At 42.7% G+C, this 20,689-nt stretch carries 18 protein-coding genes; 10 read left to right on the forward strand and 8 right to left on the reverse strand.

All coding sequences use genetic code 11. The annotated features are described in order from the left end of the window. Positions 1–59 precede the first annotated feature (59 nt). Positions 60–245 carry a hypothetical protein gene (locus AAGR14_RS22070; RefSeq protein ID WP_342646410.1) on the forward strand — a complete coding sequence of 62 codons (186 nt, stop codon included), beginning with the start codon at positions 60–62 and terminating at the stop codon, positions 243–245. Positions 246–299: 54 nt separating this feature from the next. Here the strand turns inward: AAGR14_RS22070 and AAGR14_RS22075 are convergent, their stop codons facing one another. Beyond that, positions 300–848 carry an NlpC/P60 family protein gene (locus AAGR14_RS22075; protein WP_342646411.1) on the reverse strand — a complete coding sequence of 183 codons (549 nt, stop codon included), beginning with the start codon at positions 846–848 and terminating at the stop codon, positions 300–302. Positions 849–1,122: 274 nt separating this feature from the next. Here AAGR14_RS22075 and pdhA point away from each other — a divergent pair, with 274 nt between their 5' ends. The 5 genes from pdhA (at position 1,123) to AAGR14_RS22100 (ending at position 7,112) form a co-directional block, all read left to right on the forward strand. Further along, positions 1,123–2,118, forward strand: coding sequence for a pyruvate dehydrogenase (acetyl-transferring) E1 component subunit alpha (pdhA, locus tag AAGR14_RS22080; RefSeq protein ID WP_342646412.1), 996 nt, complete (start codon positions 1,123–1,125; stop codon positions 2,116–2,118). Positions 2,119–2,161: 43 nt separating this feature from the next. Beyond that, positions 2,162–3,838 carry a 2-oxo acid dehydrogenase subunit E2 gene (locus AAGR14_RS22085; protein WP_342646413.1) on the forward strand — a complete coding sequence of 559 codons (1,677 nt, stop codon included), beginning with the start codon at positions 2,162–2,164 and terminating at the stop codon, positions 3,836–3,838. A gap of 76 nt (positions 3,839–3,914) precedes the next feature. After that, a complete protein-coding gene (locus AAGR14_RS22090; RefSeq protein WP_342646414.1) occupies positions 3,915–4,592 on the forward strand; it encodes a hypothetical protein in 678 nt (225 codons plus the stop codon). Positions 4,593–4,981: 389 nt separating this feature from the next. Next, complete coding sequence (locus tag AAGR14_RS22095; protein ID WP_342646415.1) at positions 4,982–5,554, forward strand: sigma-70 family RNA polymerase sigma factor; 573 nt, start codon at positions 4,982–4,984, stop codon at positions 5,552–5,554. Then, entirely contained in the window at positions 5,544–7,112 is a 1,569-nt protein-coding gene (locus AAGR14_RS22100; RefSeq protein WP_342646416.1) for a carboxypeptidase-like regulatory domain-containing protein, read from the forward strand. Before AAGR14_RS22095 ends, AAGR14_RS22100 begins: the two co-directional genes overlap by 11 nt. On the opposite strand, the gene AAGR14_RS22105 is transcribed toward AAGR14_RS22100, so the two are convergent. From AAGR14_RS22105 to recJ, 3 genes are all read right to left on the reverse strand, one after another. Then, positions 7,099–8,631, reverse strand: coding sequence for a GH3 auxin-responsive promoter family protein (locus tag AAGR14_RS22105; RefSeq protein ID WP_342646417.1), 1,533 nt, complete (start codon positions 8,629–8,631; stop codon positions 7,099–7,101). The genes AAGR14_RS22100 and AAGR14_RS22105 overlap by 14 nt on opposite strands. A 15-nt stretch (positions 8,632–8,646) precedes the next feature. Further along, positions 8,647–9,384, reverse strand: coding sequence for an LPS export ABC transporter ATP-binding protein (gene lptB, locus AAGR14_RS22110; protein WP_342646418.1), 738 nt, complete (start codon positions 9,382–9,384; stop codon positions 8,647–8,649). Positions 9,385–9,458: 74 nt separating this feature from the next. Then, positions 9,459–11,156: a single-stranded-DNA-specific exonuclease RecJ gene (recJ, locus tag AAGR14_RS22115; protein WP_342646419.1), complete on the reverse strand. Its 1,698-nt coding sequence runs from the start codon at positions 11,154–11,156 to the stop codon at positions 9,459–9,461. Positions 11,157–11,243: 87 nt separating this feature from the next. Between recJ and AAGR14_RS22120 the strand changes: the two genes are divergently transcribed. Then, positions 11,244–12,014, forward strand: a complete 771-nt coding sequence (locus tag AAGR14_RS22120) for an MBL fold metallo-hydrolase (RefSeq protein ID WP_342646420.1) — start codon at positions 11,244–11,246, stop codon at positions 12,012–12,014. On the opposite strand, the gene AAGR14_RS22125 is transcribed toward AAGR14_RS22120, so the two are convergent. Both AAGR14_RS22125 and AAGR14_RS22130 read right to left on the reverse strand, forming a co-directional pair. Then, positions 12,011–12,430 (reverse strand): response regulator, encoded by a 420-nt coding sequence (locus AAGR14_RS22125; protein WP_342646421.1) that lies wholly within the window; start codon positions 12,428–12,430, stop codon positions 12,011–12,013. The genes AAGR14_RS22120 and AAGR14_RS22125 overlap by 4 nt on opposite strands. Positions 12,431–12,542: 112 nt before the next feature. Further along, positions 12,543–13,136: a YceI family protein gene (locus AAGR14_RS22130; protein WP_342646422.1), complete on the reverse strand. Its 594-nt coding sequence runs from the start codon at positions 13,134–13,136 to the stop codon at positions 12,543–12,545. A gap of 111 nt (positions 13,137–13,247) precedes the next feature. Here AAGR14_RS22130 and treA point away from each other — a divergent pair, with 111 nt between their 5' ends. The 3 genes from treA to AAGR14_RS22145 all read left to right on the forward strand — a co-directional run bounded on the left by treA (position 13,248) and on the right by AAGR14_RS22145 (position 16,240). Further along, on the forward strand, positions 13,248–14,804 hold the full coding sequence (gene treA / locus AAGR14_RS22135; protein WP_342646423.1) for an alpha,alpha-trehalase TreA: 1,557 nt from the start codon (positions 13,248–13,250) through the stop codon (positions 14,802–14,804). 103 nt (positions 14,805–14,907) lie between these two features. Further along, the gene (locus AAGR14_RS22140) at positions 14,908–15,864 is read left to right on the forward strand and encodes a rhodanese-related sulfurtransferase (protein WP_342646424.1); all 957 of its coding nucleotides are present in this window, start codon (positions 14,908–14,910) and stop codon (positions 15,862–15,864) included. A 94-nt stretch (positions 15,865–15,958) separates the two neighbouring features. Beyond that, a complete protein-coding gene (locus AAGR14_RS22145; protein WP_342646425.1) occupies positions 15,959–16,240 on the forward strand; it encodes a hypothetical protein in 282 nt (93 codons plus the stop codon). Between the two features lie 123 nt (positions 16,241–16,363). On the opposite strand, the gene AAGR14_RS22150 is transcribed toward AAGR14_RS22145, so the two are convergent. Beyond that, positions 16,364–19,501, reverse strand: a complete 3,138-nt coding sequence (locus AAGR14_RS22150; protein ID WP_342646426.1) for a CusA/CzcA family heavy metal efflux RND transporter — start codon at positions 19,499–19,501, stop codon at positions 16,364–16,366. Between the two features lie 82 nt (positions 19,502–19,583). Beyond that, on the reverse strand, positions 19,584–20,681 hold the full coding sequence (locus AAGR14_RS22155) for an efflux RND transporter periplasmic adaptor subunit (RefSeq protein WP_342646427.1): 1,098 nt from the start codon (positions 20,679–20,681) through the stop codon (positions 19,584–19,586). Positions 20,682–20,689 lie beyond the last annotated feature (8 nt).

The following is a 20,689-nucleotide window of genomic DNA, read 5'->3' on the forward strand; positions in this document are numbered from 1 at the left end:
TTAAGTGATTAAATATATCACTTATTACAAACTCTTAGTCAACCTCTAAATAAATTGTTATGAATTTAAAAAGGACTTTCGGATTTATACTTACCGTATTGGGTATTATCGGATTAATTTACACTGGCTTGCAGGTAATACAGCGCAGCGGTAACACCACTAATTTGCTGGTGATTGGCGTTATTGCGTTATTATTCTTCTTTTCGGGTATTGGCTTGGTAAAAAACACCAAAGACGCCGAGTAAGCGCATAAAAAAAGCTCCCTTTTGCAAGGGAGCTTTTAAAAGAACTTTTATATGTTAGTTATTTTGAGGGACATCTGCTAATAAACGACCGCCTTTATAATAGTAACGTGTCCAATAAGGATCGGCCAGGTAACTAATCATTACGCCTTTGCTCGACGAGGCATGGGCAAATTTACCATTGCCGATATATACACCCACGTGGGTAATAGCACGGCTGTGAATCTTAAAGAAAACCAAATCGCCTTCTTTCAATTCTTCTTTGCCAACCGGGTTAACCATGCTAAAAATATTACGGCTGTTATTACCAATGGCAGTGTTAAATACTTTAGTATATAACTGATAAGCGAAGCCCGAGCAATCAACGCCACTTTTGTTATCGCCACCTAAATGGTAAGGGGTGCCAATCCAATCATACACAAACTGGAATAATTTTACGTTTGAGGTAGCGGACATTGCTACACCCATAATTTGAGAAAAGTAATCTTTAGCTAAACTCTTATCTTCATCACTTTCCACCTCTGCCTGGTTTGGAACACTTTTTGTTTGAGCTTGCGAGCTCAAAACACTCAAAAACAAGGCAGTAGCTAAAAACAGTTTCTTCATCTAATTAACAGTTATCAGGGTATAATTTCAGTACTTGTTTATTAAAATGGACACTGGTGTCTATTGTTAAAGACAAAGCTATATAAACTTTCTATATATCCAAGCCAGCAAACAAATTATTTTTAAATTAACTGTTGTACGCCAGAAGCAAATAAAAGTTTCTTTTGCGGTGCGCAAGATAAAATATTTCTAAAGATTGTGTCCTACAATCCTTTTTTTTCAAGGATATAATTAGATTTGCGAATCCTAAAAACAGAAATTGATTGTTTAATAAATGAGTTCAATCGCAATAACTAAAGACACCTACCTGATGTGGTACGAACTGATGCTTTTAATGCGTAAGTTCGAAGAAAAGACAGGACAGTTATACGGACAGCAAAAAATCAGAGGATTTTGTCATTTATACATCGGTCAAGAGGCCGTATTGGCCGGGGCCGTATCTGTATTAAAGCATGAAGACAGTTTGATTACTGCATACCGCGATCACGCTCATGCATTGGCTAAAGGAACGACTCCAAAATCAATCATGGCCGAAATGTATGGTAAAGCAACCGGTTGCTCTAAAGGCAAAGGCGGCTCTATGCACATGTTTGATAAAGAAAATAATTTTTACGGCGGACACGGTATTGTAGGCGGCCAGATACCACTGGGTGCCGGTATTGCTTTTGCCGAAAAATATAAAGGTACCGACCACGTTTGTGTTTGTTACATGGGTGATGGTGCCGTGCGCCAGGGTGCCTTAAACGAAACCTTTAACATGGCTGCTTTATGGAAGCTACCCGTAATTTTTGTTTGCGAAAACAACGGTTACGCCATGGGTACTTCAGTAGCACGTACTACTGCCGAGGTTGATATCTATAAATTAGGTATTCCTTATGGTATTCCGTCATCACCAGTTGATGGTATGGATCCGGTAGCTGTACATAATGCAATGGACGAGGCCGTACAACGTGCCCGTTCAGGCGAAGGCCCAACTTTCCTGGAAGCGCGCACTTATCGTTTTAAAGGTCACTCCATGTCTGACCCGCAAAAATACCGTACTAAAGAAGAAGTAGAAAGCTACAAACTAAAAGACCCTATTGAGATAGTAAAACAAGCTATTGAAAAAGAGGGTTATGCTGATGAAAAATGGTTTGAAGATATTGCAGCTAAAGTAAAAGCTCAGGTTGACGAAGCTGTACAATTTGCAGAAGAGTCGCCATGGCCGGAAGCTTCTGAACTATACACTGACGTATATGTACAGAACGATTATCCTTACATCCGCGACTAACCTATTATAAACATATTTAAACCAAACTATTCATCAATACAATATGGCTGAAGTAGTTAAAATGCCCAAAATGAGCGATACTATGACCGAAGGGGTTATCGCTAAATGGCATAAAAAAGTTGGCGATAAGGTAAAATCTGGCGACTTGCTTGCCGAGGTTGAAACCGACAAAGCCACAATGGATTTTGAATCGTACCAAGACGGCACTTTACTGTATGTTGGTATTGAGGAAGGTAAAGCTGCTCCTGTTGACGCTGTTATTGCCGTTATTGGTAAAGAAGGCGAAGATTATAAATCAGTATTAGAAGGCGGTGACGCTCCTGCTACTGCATCAAAACCTGCTGAAGACAAAGCACCTGCTGCTCCAAAAGAAGAAAAAGCTGCCGAACCAGCTGTTGATACCTCAAACATTCCTGCCGCTGTTATCCGGATGCCGCTATTAAGCGATACCATGACTGAGGGCGTGATTAATAAATGGAACTTTAAAGTAGGCGATAAAGTTAAAGCCGACGACTCGCTGGCTGACGTGGATACCGATAAAGCTACCATGGAAGTGGTAGGTTATGAAGATGGTACTTTACTTTACATTGGTGTTGAAGAAGGCCAGGCTGCTAAAGTAAACGATATTATTGCCATTGTTGGTAAAGAAGGTACTGATGTTACTCCTTTATTAAAAGGTGGCTCGGGCGCTCCTGCCGCTAAAACAGAAGATAAACCTGCCGAAGAAACTAAAGCAACTGAAGAAAGTGCATCTGCCTCATCATCATCTGATGATGACAGCCGCGTAAAAGCTTCTCCTTTAGCCCGTAAAATTGCTAAAGATAAAGGCATTAACCTTAACGAAGTTAAAGGCAGTGCCGAAGGTGGCCGTATTGTAAAGAAAGATGTAGAAGGCTTTACACCATCTGCTAAATCTGCTGATAAAGGTGCTACTGCAACTACTGAGCAAGTACAAGCTGAACAGGCTGCAAGTGCCAACGCTAAAGAAGGTGCAGCTAAAGCCGGCCCAACCATCACTTTGGCTCCGTTTGTAGGCGAAGAGAAATTTGCCGAGAAACCGGTAACACAAATGCGTAAGGTAATTGCCAAACGCTTAAGCGAGAGCTTGTTTACAGCACCGCATTTCTTTGTAACCGTTTCTATTGATATGGATGCTGCTATTGTAGCCCGTACCAAAATGAACGAGGTTGCTCCGGTTAAAATATCATTTAACGACTTAGTGGTTAAAGCTTGTGCTGTTGCCTTAAAACAACACCCTGCCATTAACTCATCCTGGTTAGGCGATAAAATCCGCTTTAATGAGCATGTTAACATCGGTATTGCCGTTGCAGTAGACGAAGGTTTGCTGGTACCTGTAGTACGTTTTGCCGACGGTAAATCATTAAGCCGCATCAGCGCTGAGGTTAAAGATTTTGCCAAGAAAGCGAAAGACAAAAAACTGCAGCCATCTGATTGGGAAGGTTCAACCTTTACTATCTCTAACTTAGGTATGTTTGGTGTAGATGATTTTACTGCTATCATCAACACGCCTGACTCTTGTATTCTGGCAGTTGCCGGTATACAACAAGTGCCTGTTGTTAAAAACGGCGCCGTAGTACCTGGCAATGTTATGAAAGTTACTCTGAGTGCCGATCACCGCACTGTTGATGGTGCAACTGCAGCAGCTTTCTTAAACACTGTAAAATCATTGCTGGAAGAACCGGTAAGATTATTGATATAATAAGATAAGCTCTTAGTATGGAGAAGCCCTTTAGTGAAAACTAAAGGGCTTTTCTTATCAGCAAAAAATTTAGCCAATGAGAACATTTATAACCTATCTGCTGATATTCTGTTTTGCCTGGTGTGCCTTTGGGCAGGCGCAGGATCCGCAACTTAAAAAGCTGCTGGAACGTAATGTGCCCTGTACGTTTGAAGGAGACAGCATTAAGTTAGATAGTTCTTATTATGCGCTTAACCGTAATGTATCTTACAGCTACTCTTATTACTACCCTAAGTATTTTAAAGAAATCTGGCCTAAAGAAGAAGTGATAAGTGAGATGCGCAAAGTAACCAATGCTTACATAGATACTTTAACTTACATCAGCCCTGATAAGCAGGCCTCATTTAAGCTGTTTGCAGGGCAGGTAGTACCCTTTCCGTTGGGTAAACGGCGCGGTGTTAAGGCTGGCGATATCATGGCAGTAGAGAAAGCGATTGACGATTACATCAAAGTTATTAAGGCCGGTAAAGACAAAGAACTGCGTAAGGTTAATATTACCTCACTTTGCAAGGGTGTAAAGGGATATAATTTCAGCATCGGTGTTAGGGCCAACAAAGGCAACCTGCAATACCTGTACAAAATCGTAGTAGCCGAACTACCGGCCACCGGCGAACTCATCTTTTCACATTTTTTGTATCAATACCCGGCAGCAGCTAAAGAAAAGTATGCGGCCTTGGGTACGACGCTGGCCAACGCATTTAAGGCCGACGAGTAGATAAAAGCCTGCCGACTCATTTTATTTAATTATAATAGGTAGCATTTTATTAGAGGATATGTTAACGGCGGTTAACTATTGCGGCTGGTGGCGCTTTAACGATTAATATTATTGATAAAGTTATTTATTTCACTTTGCTAGGACGATCTTGTACAAAATACGGTAACACGGTTGTCTGCCCCACATATGGTCAGTTAACTTCTGAAACCATTGTTAGAGTCTTCTTCATTTAGCATTCGGTTTTCACAAGCAATTAAGAGGATCGGCTATGCTTGTTGGCTTAACTTCAAGTTGCAGCTTTACATCATTATTTACAGAAAACAGTGTACTACCAAACTCACTTACCAATTTCCATAAACCGGATAAAAAAATTATTTTAATGGCCTTGCATGGGGTGGTTCAACAAAAAGCATAAGGCCGACACAACAGACGACGATGCGCTGTTGCAGCAATATCGCCAAACAGGCGATTTAGCTGTGCTTGGCCGTTTGTATGAGCCGTATATACCCCTGGTGTTTGGTGTATGCCTTAAATACCTGCAGGATGAAGAGCAGAGCAAGGATGCCGTAATGCAGATATTTGAAGAGCTGGTTGTAAAGGCCACCCGGCACGACATCAAACAGTTTAAAAGCTGGTTATATGTACTGAGCCGTAATTTTTGCCTAATGCAGCAGCGCGCCAATAAAAAAACGGAAGTTATCAGCATTGATGAGTTTATGGAATTACCGTTTGTTTTGCATCATGAAGAAGTGAGCAATGAACAAAGCCTTACGGCGTTAGAAAAATGCATGCAAACGCTATCGGCCGAGCAGCAGCGCAGCGTGGAGTTGTTCTACATCAGAGAAAAATGTTACAAAGAAGTAGCCGAGCTAACCGGCTACAGTTTAAACGAGGTAAAAAGTTATATACAGAACGGTAAACGAAATTTAAAAATTTGTTTAGAAAAGCAAGGTGAGCGTTAACAAGCCCGACATATCGCTGATTGAAAAGTACCTGAATGGCGAACTGGATGCCCGTGCCATGCACGAGCTGGAGCGCCAGGCACTTGACGACCCGTTTTTAGCGGACGCGTTGGAGGGCTATGCTCAAAAGCCAGTATCGTCAGCGGCTCATTTAAATGATTTACATAAACGCTTACAGCAGCGTATACAACCTGAAAGAAAACGTTTAGAATTATTCGCCAAGCTAAGCATCGCCGCTACCGTGTTAATTGTTATTGGGGTGGGCAGCTGGTATTGGTTGTTTAATCAACCTTTGGCCTCTGTAAAAGATATGCCTGTTGCCGATAAGACTGCCGTAGTGAAAACACCGCCAGCGCGCATAGCAAAGCCTGCTCCACAAGTTATACAACCGGAGCTTAAGCCGACTACACCCCAATGGGGAGCAACTAAACTGAGTTTAAAAACTAAACGGGCGAAGACCCATTTATTGGCTGATGCAAAAATGGATAGTACAAGCGCGGTTTTGGCAAAACTTAAAGCTGATTCAGGAAATAATGTTTTACCCGGCCGTGCTAACTTGGTTGCTGCTAATAGTAAAGTTAAACAGAAGGACAAAACAAATTTGGGCCGCCGCTTAGACGAGGTGGTTGTAGTGGGATATGGCACGCAACGCAAACAAACTATAACGGGTGCAGTATCGACGGTGCAATCGGAAACGATGAATGCTTCTGTGGCATCAATGGAACCCCAAAATATTGAGGCGGCGCTGGCAGGCAAAGTTGCTGGCGTAGCAATATCACCTTCCCGGAAGCGGAATTCACCCGAAAAGATTCAAATTCGTGGGCTATCTTCAATTAATAAAAACCAGCCGCCGCTGTACATAGTGGACGGAAAACTGGTTGATAAAATTGATGACATCAACCCGGATCATGTTGCTTCTATAAACGTTATAAAAGATTCGTCCGCAACAGCCATCTATGGTTCCAGAGCTACAAACGGCGTAGTCATCATTAAAACGAAATCAACAAGCTTAATTAGGGGGCAGGTAGTATCGGCAGATGACCAATTGCCTTTACCCGGCGTAATGGTAAAAGTTAAAGGCACGAATAAGGCCGTTGCTACAGATATTGAGGGTAAGTTTAAAATTGATGCGGATAAAAATGCAGCATTGGTTTTTACCTACATCGGTTTTGACACCCAGGAACAAAAGGTAAAGGAAGCTAAAAACCTAAAAGTAGCGTTGAAGGCCAATACCAAGACATTGAGTGAAGTAGTTATAACCACTAACGAAAACAATACAGAAAGATACGAGAAAGCGCAACCCGTGAACGGCTGGAAAGCATTTCATAATTACTTAAAAGAGAAAGCACAAAGCCCCGATAGCAAAACCGGCGTGGTTAAGGTTAGCTTTACCGTGAATGCTGATGAGACAGCTTCTGACATCAAAATCACCAAAAGTCTGAGTGCTGAGGCCGATGCAAAAGCGATAGAACTAATTAAAAATTATCAGGGTTGGACCGCTAACAGTGATGGCAAACCGGAAACCGTTAAAGTAAAAGTACGCTTTAACAAACCGTGAGGTCTTTTTGGTTAATCATGCTCAAAATGCTGTCAACATATTCGCGGTTATTGGCCAGGCGTGGTACCTTATGTTGACCGCCTAACTTTCCCCGAAGTTTCATCCATTTCACAAAGGTGTTTTCGGGCACGGCATGTACCTGCGGGCGGCGCAGGGCCATATCCTTAAAGCGCTTGGCATCATAGTCAGAATTTACCTTGCGCAGGGTTTCATCCAACAGGTCTATAAAGCGTTCAAACTCGTCAGGCTTTCTTTCAAATTCAATAATCCACTCGTGGCCTCCGCATTTGCTGTCGGTAAAGTAAATGGGGGCGGCTGTGTAGTCACGTATTACAGCCTCGGTTTGGCGACAGGCCTCAGCCAGGGCACGTTCGGCATTATCTATAATCACTTCTTCGCCAAAGGCGTTAATGTAATGGCGGGTACGGCCGGTAATTTGGATACGGTATGGGTTAAGCGAAGTAAATTTAACGGTATCGCCAATCATGTACCGCCATAAACCGGCATTGGTACTGATGATTAACGCATAGTTTTTATCTAACTCCACCTCATCCAAGGTAAGCGTTTCCGGATTTTCGTCGTTGAGGCGCTCCAAAGGCAAAAATTCGTAAAAAATGCCGTAATCAAGCATCAGCAGCATATCACCGGGCTCTTCCCGGTCCTGTATCCCAAAAAAGCCTTCTGATGCATTGTAGGTTTCCAGGTAATACATGTCATCCTTAGGAATGAGCTTTTTAAACTGCTCGCGGTATGGCGTAAAATTCACCGCACCATGAAAATATAGTTCCAGGTTGGGCCATATCTCGAGCAGGTTATTTTTGCCGGTAATTTCTAACAGGCGTTTAAATAGTAAAAGGTTCCAGGTAGGCACGCCGCTAATACAGGTTACATTAACATTTTTGGTAGCGTGCGCCATCTTCTCAATCTTTTCCTCAAAGTTCTCGAGCAGGGCAATAGTCAGGTCGGGCGTGCGGTAAAACTCAGCCCACAAAGGCAGGTTTTTCATAATCACGGCCGATAGGTCTCCAAAAGAAATATCTGTGTTAAGCTGGCCGATTTGATGGCTGCCCCCTAGGGTAAGGCTCTTGCCAGTAAACAGCAGGGCATCAGGCCGGTTATTGCAATAAATAGTCAGCATATCTTTGCCGCCCTTAAAATGGCATTCTTCCAGGGCTTCTTCGCTTACCGGGATAAACTTGCTGCGGTCGCTGGTGGTGCCTGATGATTTAGCAAACCAACGAATTTCTGACGGCCACAGCACATTTTGTTCGCCTTTAAGCATCCGCTCAATATAGGGCTTAAGCGTATCGTAATTTTGTAAGGGAACGTGTTGCTTAAAATCGGCAAGGGTATTAATACTGCGGTAATGGTGCTTGCGGCCCCACTCGGTATCCTGTGCGTTGTTGATGAGCTGATTAAACCATTCATCCTGAACTTCATTGGGATATTTCATGAAAAGCTCAATCTGATGAATGCGCTTTTTCATGAGCCAGGTAGCAACAGAATTTATAATGGTCATATTGTTGCTCCGAAATTAAACAAAAGTTTTTCTTTTAAGTACAAAGTTTGCGCCCAAGTATACTTTGCGTACCATCTCGTTAGCGGCCAGTACTTCGGGCACACCCGACTCTAAAATTTTACCTTCAAATAAAAGATAAGCCCGGTCAGTAATAGATAAGGTTTCTTGTACGTTGTGGTCAGTGATCAGGATGCCGATGTTGCGGTGTTTAAGCTTAGCAACCATGCTTTGAATTTCTTCAACAGCAATAGGGTCTACACCGGCAAAAGGTTCATCCAGCAAAATAAAGTTAGGCTCTGCAGCCAGTGCACGCGCTATCTCTGTACGCCGGCGCTCACCGCCCGACAGTAAATCACCTCGATTTTTACGCACTTTATGCAAACTGAATTCATCAATTAGTTCTTCCAGCTTGTCTTTTTGCTGTTGCTTAGCCATACCGCCCATCTCGAGTACGGCTTTGATATTGTCTTCTACCGTAAGTTTCCGAAAAACAGAGGCTTCCTGCGCCAGGTAGCCGATACCTTTTTGCGCCCGGCGGTACATGGCATCGGTTGTAATTTCTTCGTCGTCTAAAAAAATACGGCCTTCGTTGGGCTTAATCAGGCCCACAATCATGTAAAACGATGTAGTTTTACCGGCACCGTTAGGCCCTAATAAACCTACAATCTCACCTTGCGATACATTGAACGACACATCATTAACAACGGTACGTTGCTTGTACTTTTTTACCAGATGATCGGCGCGTAGATTCATAGTGTATTTGTTAATTGACAGGTATATAATGAGCGTAAATTATAATCCCATCCTGCTGCCTGGCGATCTCTCGCTTAGCATCTAATTCCTTTAATATTTAATTGTATAGAGCGTTTATCGCGCCAAATGTTTTCTTCAATAGTGTAACAAATATCAAATGGTTTGCCCTGGCGTATCTCGTTAATACACTCGCCCTGGTTAAAGGCAATGCAATCAAACCAGGTAGAATTATTTTGGTACACCGACATTTTAATATGGTTGCTGCCTACCAGATTAATGCCACCATAAGCCTGTACATTGCGGCTCACAAATACCGGCGACATGTTTTCGGGACCAAACGGGCCAAACTGATTAAGCACCCTGAAAAATTTTGGCGTAATATCAGCCAGTTGTAATTCGGCGTCGATGCAAATTTCCTGCACCAGTTGCTGCTCGGTAATAGAAGCGCTCACCACCTCTTCAAACCTTTCCATAAAAGCCTCTACCTTTTCGGGCTGCATAGTAAGGCCTGCTGCATATTTGTGACCGCCAAACTGTAAAAGCAGGTCACTGCATCCACTCAAAGCCTCATACAAATCAAAGCCTACCACAGAGCGGGCCGAGCCAGCCACATGTCCGTTAGAGCGGGTAAGCACAATGGTAGGCCGGTAATATTTTTCGGTAAGCCGCGAAGCTACAATACCAATTACACCTTTATGCCATTTTTCATTAAATACCACGGTCGATTTACGATTGAGCCCCATGGTATCATCTGCAATCATGGCCAGCGCCTGGTCTGTAATGCTTAAATCGTGCTCTTTGCGTTCGTTATTTTTTAAACTAATAAGTTGCCCTTTTTCATGGGCAACATCAACGTCATTAGCAAGTAATAGCTCAACGGCATGTTTGGCATCGTCAATACGGCCGGCGGCATTGATGCGGGGCCCTATTAAAAAAACAATATCGGCAATAGAGTAAGCGGTGGTTTTACCCGCTATCTCTTTCAAAATTTGAAGTCCTGTGCTTGGCTCGGTATTTAGCTTTTGTAAACCATAAGCCGCCAGTACACGGTTTTCGCCGGTAATATGTACAATATCGCAAGCTATACTGGTAACTACCAGGTCAAGGTACTGCGCTACTTCGTCAAAAGGCAAATCGTGCTTTTGGCCATAAGCTTGTATCAGTTTAAAGCCTATACCACATCCAGATAATTCTTTGTACGGGTAAGTGCAATCTAAACGTTTAGGGTCGAGCACGGCGACAGCATCAGGTAAGGTTTCGCCAGGCATGTGGTGGTCGCAAATAACAAAATCAATTCCTTTGGTATTTGCATACTCAATTTTATCAACCGCCTTAATACCACAATCGAGCGCAATAATGAGCGAAAAGCCGTTGGCTGCTGCATAATCAATACCTTGGGTAGAGATGCCATAGCCTTCAAGGTAACGGTCGGGGATGTAGTATTCCAGGTGTTGGTAGCGGCTGCTCAAAAAGCTGTAAACCAAGGTTACGGCAGTAGTACCATCTACATCATAATCACCAAAAATTAAGATTTTTTCACCCTTGTTAATGGCCTGGTCAATCCGTTCAATGGCCTTTTCCATATCGGCCATCAAAAAAGGATCATGCAGGTGCCGCAGGTCGGGCCTGAAAAAATAATGCGCCTGCTCAAAGCTACAAATACCTCTTTGCAGCAATAAAGTACTTAAAACAGGGTCAATACCCAGTTCGGCAGCCAGTTGCTGTACTGCTTTTATATCCGGGCTATGCTTTACCGACCACCGTTTTTGCATACTTTTGCGTTTTGGAAACCTTTAATGAATTTTAAGGGTTAATAACCAACAAAGTTACATTTCTGTTAACACGCGTACATTATAAATATGGAAATTTTTGCACTGGGCGAAGGCTCCTATTCGGTTGATGCTACCAAAAAGTTTATTCCGTTTAACCCATTAACCGATAATGCCAAAGACAGACTGGGCTCTTTATTTATACATGTAAATCCATTTTTGGTTAAAACTGAGCGCGATCTGATTTTGTTCGACAGCGGCTTAGGTTATAAAGACGATAAGGACGAACTTTTATTGCACCAGCACATCCGCAATGCAGGCTTTGCCCCCGGTGAGGTAACACTGGTATTGCAATCGCACCTGCATTACGATCATACCGGCGGATTAGTTGTAGAACGTAGTGGCAAGTTAGAGCTTAGCTTTCCGCAGGCTACACATATTATTCAACAAGGCGAATGGGACTACGCCTGGTCGGGCAAATCATCATCATACCGGTTGCCTATCCTGGAAACGCTAAAAAACGCAGCCCGGATTGAATTTGTAGAGGGCGATGGTGAGGTAAGGCCGGGAATACATTATGAATTATCGGGTGGACATACCCAATTTCATCAGGTGTTTTTAGTAGAAGATAATGGCGAAAAATGTTTTTTTGGAGGAGATGAATTGCCAGAGCCTGAGCAACTATTGCGGAAGTTTGCAGCTAAGTATGACTATGATGGTCGCAAAGCGATGAATCTGCGCGAAGAGTATGGCAAAAAAGCTGCCTACGAGCAATGGGCATGCTTATTTTATCATGCCAAAAGCGTACCGGTGGGTAATGTAAGCTATGATGGCGAGATTTTTACCATAACGCCGATTTAAGCAGTTTTTTCTACCGTAAAAAGTTCTTTTATTTTGTCGACGTTAAGTGGCTTTGAAATGAAGTTTTTAACCAGTGGATATGACTTAGCTTTGTTGATATCGTTGCTAAAAACAGAGGAAGAAATAATATAAATTTTTGACTTCTTGAGCGGATCAATTTCTAAACGCTTAAAATCTTCTAAAAACTCCCATCCGTTCATGATAGGCATGTTAATATCAAGCAGTATATAATCGGGTAAACTGTTTGGGTCTTTAGCCTGCAAATCTAACAACTTCTTAATTGCATAACTCCCGTCCAAACAAGCGGTTATCTCGGTATATTCCAAAGCTTTCTTTATTAACTTTATAGATATAAAGTTATTTATCTCATCATCGTCAACCAACAATATACTTATAGGTTTGGAGTTGCTAATCATATTCTAACTATACGAAAAATAAATGTAAAAAGTTTCATTCCTAAAAGTTCTGAAACAAAAAAATCCCAGCTTAAGCGCTGGGATTTTCTTATACGGAAAAAAATATGATTAGTTATCGGGTAGCAACTAAATTTATATTTAATAAAAATTCGTCATCAATCGCTTTGTCACCAAGGCTTTCAAAAAAGCTTTTAGAGCCGTAACGGATATCGTATTTGGTACGGTCAACTTTTACGCCGTTAGCTACAACGTTCACAGTGTTACCGGCCATGGTATAAGTTGCAGGGAAAGTTACTACGTTGGTTTTACCTTTAATAGTTAAGTTACCTGTAATGTTAACTTTGCCTGCACCGGCAGGAGTAATTTTAGTAGCCTGGAAAGTTGCAGTAGGATATTTTTCAACACCAAAAAAATCTTCAGATTTTAAGTGCCCCATTAGTTTACCTCTGCTATCGCCATCTAAGTCTGTATTTTCCATGCTGGTCATGTCAATAACGAATTTACCGCCGGTTGGTACTTTGCCATTAGTAGCAACTTCGCCAGATGCAATTTTAATGGTACCTACATGCTGGCCGGTAACCTTTTTACCAGTCCATTCAATTTTGCTTTTTTGAGCATCAACTTTAAAAGTCACCGGAGCAACTGGTTTAAAAGCAACCAGGGCTACCGCCATAATTGCTACAAATAATGTTGTAATCTTTTTCATGTTCTTGTGATTTCTGATGTAAAGATATATGAAAAAATTACATGTTTAAACATCTATTTTATAATTTGCTTTTTCATGACAAATAGAGCCGTTATTAGTTAATATAAAAGCATGAAGACATTTCGCCTTTTTTTTATTTTAAGCGGGCTGCTGTTAACAACTAACGTATTTGCACAGCTTCAGTCACCGGCCCAAATATATCCGGGTTTGTTTGAGCAAGTACAGATGCAACAGGTTTATACCGACGGAAAAACTTTTGTTGACGCCCGGCCCAAAGCAAGACCAACCGCTATTATGCAGGCCTACCGTATCGAGCATATCAAAAAAGGATTCAATATCCAAGATTTTGCGCATAAATACTTTGATGTGCCGGCAGTTAGCAGCACCGTTTACCGCAGCAATGTATCAGCTGGCGTACGTAAACATATTGATACTTTATGGACGGTACTGCAACACGTAGCCGATACCGTTAAAGGCACTTCACTGTTACCTCTACCTTACAACTACGTAGTACCCGGCGGACGCTTTAGAGAAATTTATTATTGGGACTCTTATTTTACCATGCTGGGTTTAGCCGAAAGCAAGCGATATGATTTGATAGAAAGCATGGTAAAAAACTTTGCTTACCTGATTGATAGATACGGGCATATTCCTAATGGCAACCGTACCTATTATTTGAGCCGGTCGCAGCCACCATTTTTTTCGCTGATGGTTGAGCTGCTGGCAAAATATAAAGGCAAGGAGATTTTAGTTACTTACCGCCCGCAGTTAATTAAAGAGTACCAGTACTGGATGCATGGCGCTGTCGCATTAAAACCGGGTGCCGCCGTTGAGCATACCATACGCTTGGCCGATGGTAGTTTGTTAAACCGCTATTGGGACAGCAATAATACGCCTCGCGAGGAATCGTACCGGGAAGATGTGTTGGCTGGCCGACAAACCACTCAAAAACCGCCCGACTTTTATCGCAACATACGCGCCGCTGCCGAGTCGGGATGGGATTTTAGCAGCCGGTGGATGGCCGATGGTAAAACGCTGGCCACCATACAAACCACCAGTTTAGCCGCGGTTGATTTAAACAGCCTGATTTATCATCTAGAAACGGTTATTGCCCGCTCGTATACCATAAGCGTTAATACTAAAATGGCAGCGTTTTACCAGCGCAAAGCTGCCTTACGCAAAGTAGCTGTATTAAAATATTGCTGGGATAAGCAGAACGGTTGTTTTAAGGACTACCAATGGCAGCGTAAAAAATTATCTAACCAGATAAGTATCGCTATGGCTTATCCTTTATTTTTTAACCTCGCAGATAAAGAACAGGCCGAAAAAGTGGCGGCCCTGATACAGAAACGCTTTTTACAGCAAGGTGGCGTGGCTACAACCGCGGTTAACACCGGGCAGCAGTGGGATGCCCCCAATGGCTGGGCGCCTTTGCAGTATATTACTATCAAAGGCCTGCAAAATTATGGCTACTCGTTATTGGCCAAAACTATTGCCCAGCGCTGGATGCAGCTCAACATCGCCTCGTTTAAGCAAACCGGTAAGCTGCTCGAAAAGTACGATGTGCAAAACGGCAGCGCCAAAGCAGGTGGCGGCGAGTACCCCTTGCAGGATGGCTTTGGATGGACCAACGGCGTGTTGCTGAAGTTGATGAATGAGTTTAAGTAAAATGTAATATAAAAGCTTACCTGATTTTGCCAATTACAATCAGCCGGAGAAATTTGTATCTTTGCGCCTCATTTCACGCTGTTTGCAGCAGTATCAATGTTTTATGACAAAGTATAACACCCTACTGTATTATTGTTACTCAACAATAACCGAGGCGGAGCAATTTGCTGCCGACCATCTTAAATTTTGTAAAAGCTTAGGCTTAACCGGTCGGATCATAGTGGCCGACGAAGGGCTAAACGGCACCGTTTCGGGCACGCCTGAGGCCTGTAAAGCGTACATGGACGCGATTCATGCCGACGAGCGCTTTACCGCAACCGATTTTAAAATAGATGAGGTTGATGAACCGTCGTTTGTAAAAATGCATGTGCGCTATAAATCAGAGATTGTTCACTCCGGCCTGCGCGACCCGCATGTCATCAATCCGCAAAAACAAACCGGTAAACATCTGGAGCCTGCTGATTTTTTGGCGATGAAGGATGATGAAGATGTGGTGATTCTGGATGTACGTTCAAACTATGAACATTCGGTTGGCCGTTTTAAAAACGCAGTAACGCTTGACATCGAAAATTTCCGCGATTTTCCGGCCAAGATTAATGAACTGGCTCAATACAAGGATAAAAAAATATTAACCTACTGTACCGGTGGTATCAAGTGCGAAAAAGCTTCAGCTTTATTACTGCACGAGGGCTTTGAAAATGTTTACCAGTTACATGGTGGCATCATCAAGTACGGTAAAGAAGTAGGCGGTCAGGATTTTGAAGGCAAATGCTATGTATTTGATAACCGCTTAACTGTTGATGTTAACCAGGTTAATCCAACGGTAGTTTCTACCTGCTACAACTGCGGCAAAACTACCGACAAAATGATTAACTGCGCCAACCCCGAGTGTAACGAGCACTTTACCCAGTGCGACGATTGTGGTACACAAACAGACGGCTGCTGTTCGACAGCTTGCCAAAGCCATCCTCGCAAAAGGGTGTATGATGGTACCGGATATTATGTAAAAGTTCCGCAGCCTGTTAACATTACCAAGAAAAGCAAAATCTCTATAATTTAACATCCGGCACTGTGATGTGGCTGTAGTTGTCTTTATGCAATCCTTTTAATTATTTTAATGTTGACTAGTATACTCACTAAAATAATTAAAGGGTATGACTTTACTAAAAAATACATTATCAAAATTTATCGGAGCTGAAGCTGTTGGTGCCGAAGGAATTGGCGCCCGGGCGATAGGTGCTTCGGCTACCGGTGCCTCTGCCCTTGGTGCGGCCGCTTTAGGTGCCTGGGCTGCCGGCGCTTTAGCTATAGGTGCTGTAGCTATTGGCGCTTTAGCCATTGGACGCGTGGCCATTAAGCGTATGGTAATTAAAGAGCTGCAAGTAGTAGGAACATTAACTGTAGATAAGCTCATTATTAAAGAGCAACAGGAATAACCCTGTTTGAACTTACTTATTGGCTTAAGCTTGCCTGAGTTGAGCGCAAAAAAAGAGCGCACAAGCCCCCTCGCGGGGCTTGTGCGCTTAACAAACACACTTAACCAAAACCATATTACATGGTCAGGATCTTATAGCACCGATTTTGCTAAGCAATTTCCGGTTTTCACGACGGTGTATCAGGTTGTACACCATGGCGTATATGATAGGCAGTATTAGTAGGGTAAGTACGGTTGATGTAACCAACCCCCCGATTACTACAATAGCTAATGGTTTTTGCGTTTCAGAACCAATACCGGTTGAGATTGCTGCCGGCATCAAGCCTATAGCTGCCATTAAAGCAGTCATTACCACAGGCCTAACGCGCGATATTACCCCATTTAATATGGCTTCGTGCAGATGCATTTTTTCTTCCAGATTTTTTCGGAATACTGATATTAAAATTACGCCGTTTTGTATACAAACACCAAATAAAGCAATAAAACCAATACCGGCAGATATACTAAAATTGGTACGGGTAATATGCAGAGCAAGTATACCGCCTATTAACGCAAACGGCACATTTAATATTACTAATACCGCATCTTTTGCATTACCAAAAGTTACAAATAATATCAGGAAAATAACTACTAAACAGGCCGGAACTACGTGAGCCAAAGTATTGGATGCTCTGATCTGGTTTTCGAACTCACCGTTCCAGGTGAAGCTGTACCCTTGATCCAGTTTAACGTCTTTACCTACTTTTTGCTGCGCTTCGGCAATAGTACTACCCAAGTCGCGGCCCCGCACCGAAAACTTAACTGCAATATAACGGCTGTTGTTATCTCTAAAAATGAATGCCGGTCCGGTTACTTCTTTGATGCTCGAAATTTCTTTGATAGAGATTTTAGAACCATTTAAGGTAGGCACCATCAGGTTTTCAATTTTTTCCTGAGTATCGCGGAAAGGTTTTTGGTAGCGTATACGAATATCAAATTTACGCTCACCTTCATATAACTGCGAAGCTGCTTTACCACCAATGGCCATCTCAATTACCGCATTAGCATCTGCAGTTGCTACGCCATAACGAGCCATTTTTTTCTGGTCAAGCTCAATACGGAACTCCGGCTGGCCCAGGTTACGTAGCACGCCTAAATCTTCAACACCTTGAATATGTTTAAGAACTCCCAATACTGCATCAGCCTTATGATCAAGCACGGTAAAATCTGGGCCAAATATTTTTACCGCCATTGATGCCGGTACACCTGCTACAGCCTCGGCCACATTATCTATAATAGGCTGCGAATAGTTGTAAATGATACCCGGAAACTGGCTTAATTTTTTATCCATCTGAGCAATCAGCTCTTCTTGGGTAATATGGCGTTTCCACTCTTTTTTAGGCAGCAAATCCACCTGTATTTGTACGTTAAAGAAGCCTTTAGGGTCGGTACCATCATTGGTGCGGCCAACTTGCGACAGTGTTTGTTTCACTTCAGGGAAGCTCATCAGGATGTCGCGCATTTTGTTGGTCACATTCACCGAGCTTTCGAGCGATGTGCTCATAGGCATTTGCGCCGTAACCCAAAGTGCACCCTCGTTTAACTGCGGTAAAAATTCGGTACCCAAAAACTTGGCTGATATAAATGTGAGCGTCATGAAAACTATCGATACTATCAGGCTCAGTTTTTGGTTGCGGAAAGTAAGATTGAACATGCGGCGCACCCCATTTTCAAAAAATATGACTACCGGGTTATGTTTTTCTTTAACGTTTTTGCGCAACAGTATGCTGGATAGTGCCGGCACCAATGTTAACGTAAATAACAACGCACCCAATAAGGCAAAACCTAAGGTATAAGCCAATGGTGAAAACATCTTACCTTCTACCTTTTGGAAGGCGAAAATCGGAATCAAACAGGTTAAGATGATCAGCTTTGAAAAGAAAATAGCTTTACCCATTTCGGCACCTACGTTTTTGAACAGACCTAGTTTAGCCAGCTTGTTAAAACGCTCCATGCCGACCTCGTGCGCCTTATGGTCGAGGGCCACAAATATACCCTCTACCATTACCACTGCTCCGTCAATGATGATACCGAAATCGACAGCACCCATAGAGAGCAGGTTGGCACTCATGCCTTTTAAGCGTAAACAGATAAAAGCAAACAGTAACGCCAGCGGAATAATAATGGCCACCGTAAGCGTAGTACGCCAGTCGGCCATAAACAGAAACACAATTACAGTTACCAGTACAATACCCTCAATCAGGTTGTGGATAACAGTTTCTGTACAAAAATCAATTAGTGTAGTACGGTCATAAAAAGTTGATATTTTAACGTCTTTAGGTAAAATGTTGTTATTAAGGTCAGTTACCTTATCACGGATGCGCTGCAATACATCAGCTGGGTTTTCGCCTTTACGCATCACCACAATACCTTCAATAACGTCGTCCTTTTTATCGCGGCCTACCTGGCCCAAACGTGGCAAACCCGACTCTCTGATTTCGGCAACGTTTTTAGCCAGTATCGGCACGTTATTAACATTTTTAATGATGATGTTTTCAATCTCGCCAATGTTATTAATCAAACCAATGCCCCGCACCACAAACGCTTGATCGTTTTTGTTAATTACATCGCCACCTACGTTGATGTTGCTACGGTTAATGGCGTTGTATACGTCGGGCGAGGTAAGGCCGTACTTTTGAAGTAGGGCTGGATTTACGCTCACTTCGTAAGTTTTTTCTTCGCCGCCAAAGCTATTTACGTCGGCTACACCGGGAATGGCTTTAAACTGGCGGTCAAGTACCCAATCCTGAATAGCAGTAAGTTCATGCAAAGATTTGGTACGGCTTTTCAGTGTGTACCTAAAGATCTCACCGGTTGGGCCGTATGGAGGTTCAATTTCGGGTTTTACGCCATCAGGCAATTCGGCGTTAATAATGCGGCTCATCACCTGCTGACGGGCAAAGGAGTCATCTACATCATCATCAAATATAATGCGTACATAAGATAAACCGAATGAGGATGTAGTACGCAGGTTTGACTTTTTTTGTACCGAGTTAAGCACGGTTTCCATAGGGATGGTTACCAGCTTTTCCATTTCTTCGGCGCTGTGGCCCGGCCACTGTGCTATGATAATAATTTGGGTGTTGGTTACGTCCGGAAAGGTTTCTATGGGCGTATTTAAGTAACTCCATACACCCCACACGGCTAGTATTCCTGTCATAAAGAATACCATAGCCCGGTGGCGAAGGGAGAAATATATAATGTTTTTAATGAGCTTGTTCATTATAAGGGTATTTGTACAGCAGCTGTGTGCTGTTAATGACTATCAGAATATCAAGGTAAAAAACGATGCTAACCCTTGCAGATTAATCTTCGGTAAGTGCATTATACAGCAGCAGCTGGTTTTTAGAGATCACTTTATCGCCGGCCTTTAAGCCAGAACCAACATAAGTTGTGTTCTCTACCGTTTTAATCACGTTCACTTCACGTACAGCCAGGTTACATTTGCCATTGTAAACCACTACATAGTTTTTACCACTGTCAAACACTACTGCCTGGCTGGGTATGGCCAGTGCCTTAGCCGCTTCGTCATTTGATACCATTACGTTGGTAAACATTTCTGGTTTTAGCAGCATATCGGTGTTAGGTAAAGTGATACGTATAGTTAACACTTTGCTGTCCGGGTCAAGTACCGAGCCTACGTTGTTTACCTTGCCGATAAACACTTTATCAGGATAAGCCAGTGTAGTAATTTTAGCCTGGTAACCGGTTTTTACCTTGGCAATGTCGCTTTCAAACACGTTGGCTTTAATCCAAACATCTTTCATATCCGAAATAGTGAACAAGCTATTGCTGTTATCCTGGCGGATAAAGTTACCCTGGGTAATGTTTTTTTCTACAATGTAGCCGCTGCGGGGCGCTTTAACTAATAAGGTACCTGATGCATTGGTGTTACCGCCGCCGTTAATGGCTATTTGCTCTTGCACCTTACGGTTGGCAGATACCGCTTTAGTGTAATTTCCTTTAGCTTCGGTGTAGTCGCGCTCGCTTGATATACCGTTTTTGTAAAGGTATTCGGCCTGTTGCATTTGGCGTTTGGCAACCGAAAGGTCAGCATTGGCCGAGGTAAGGTCAGAATAATTACCGGCCACATCCGCACTGCGTATTACTGCTAAAAGCTGTCCCTTGCTTACCTTATCACCTAAGGATACATTAACATTCATCACTTGGCCACTGGCAAATGGAAACACCTTTACTACATTGTTTTCATCAAACGATACTTCGCCGGTTAGTTTCAGCTCGTTTTTTATATCTGTTTCTTTGGCGGTATCAATGGTTATCATTTTTGCCAGCGAGTCGCTAACGCAAACCTGCTTGTTTTCCATCGTACCGGTCTTTTTTTCTTCGCACGAGGTAAGGCCTGCAATGCCGGCTACCATCATATATAAGATTGCTTTTCTCATTTTCTTTT

The sequence above is a fragment of the Mucilaginibacter sp. CSA2-8R genome (assembly GCF_038806765.1).
GTDB lineage: Bacteria > Bacteroidota > Bacteroidia > Sphingobacteriales > Sphingobacteriaceae > Mucilaginibacter.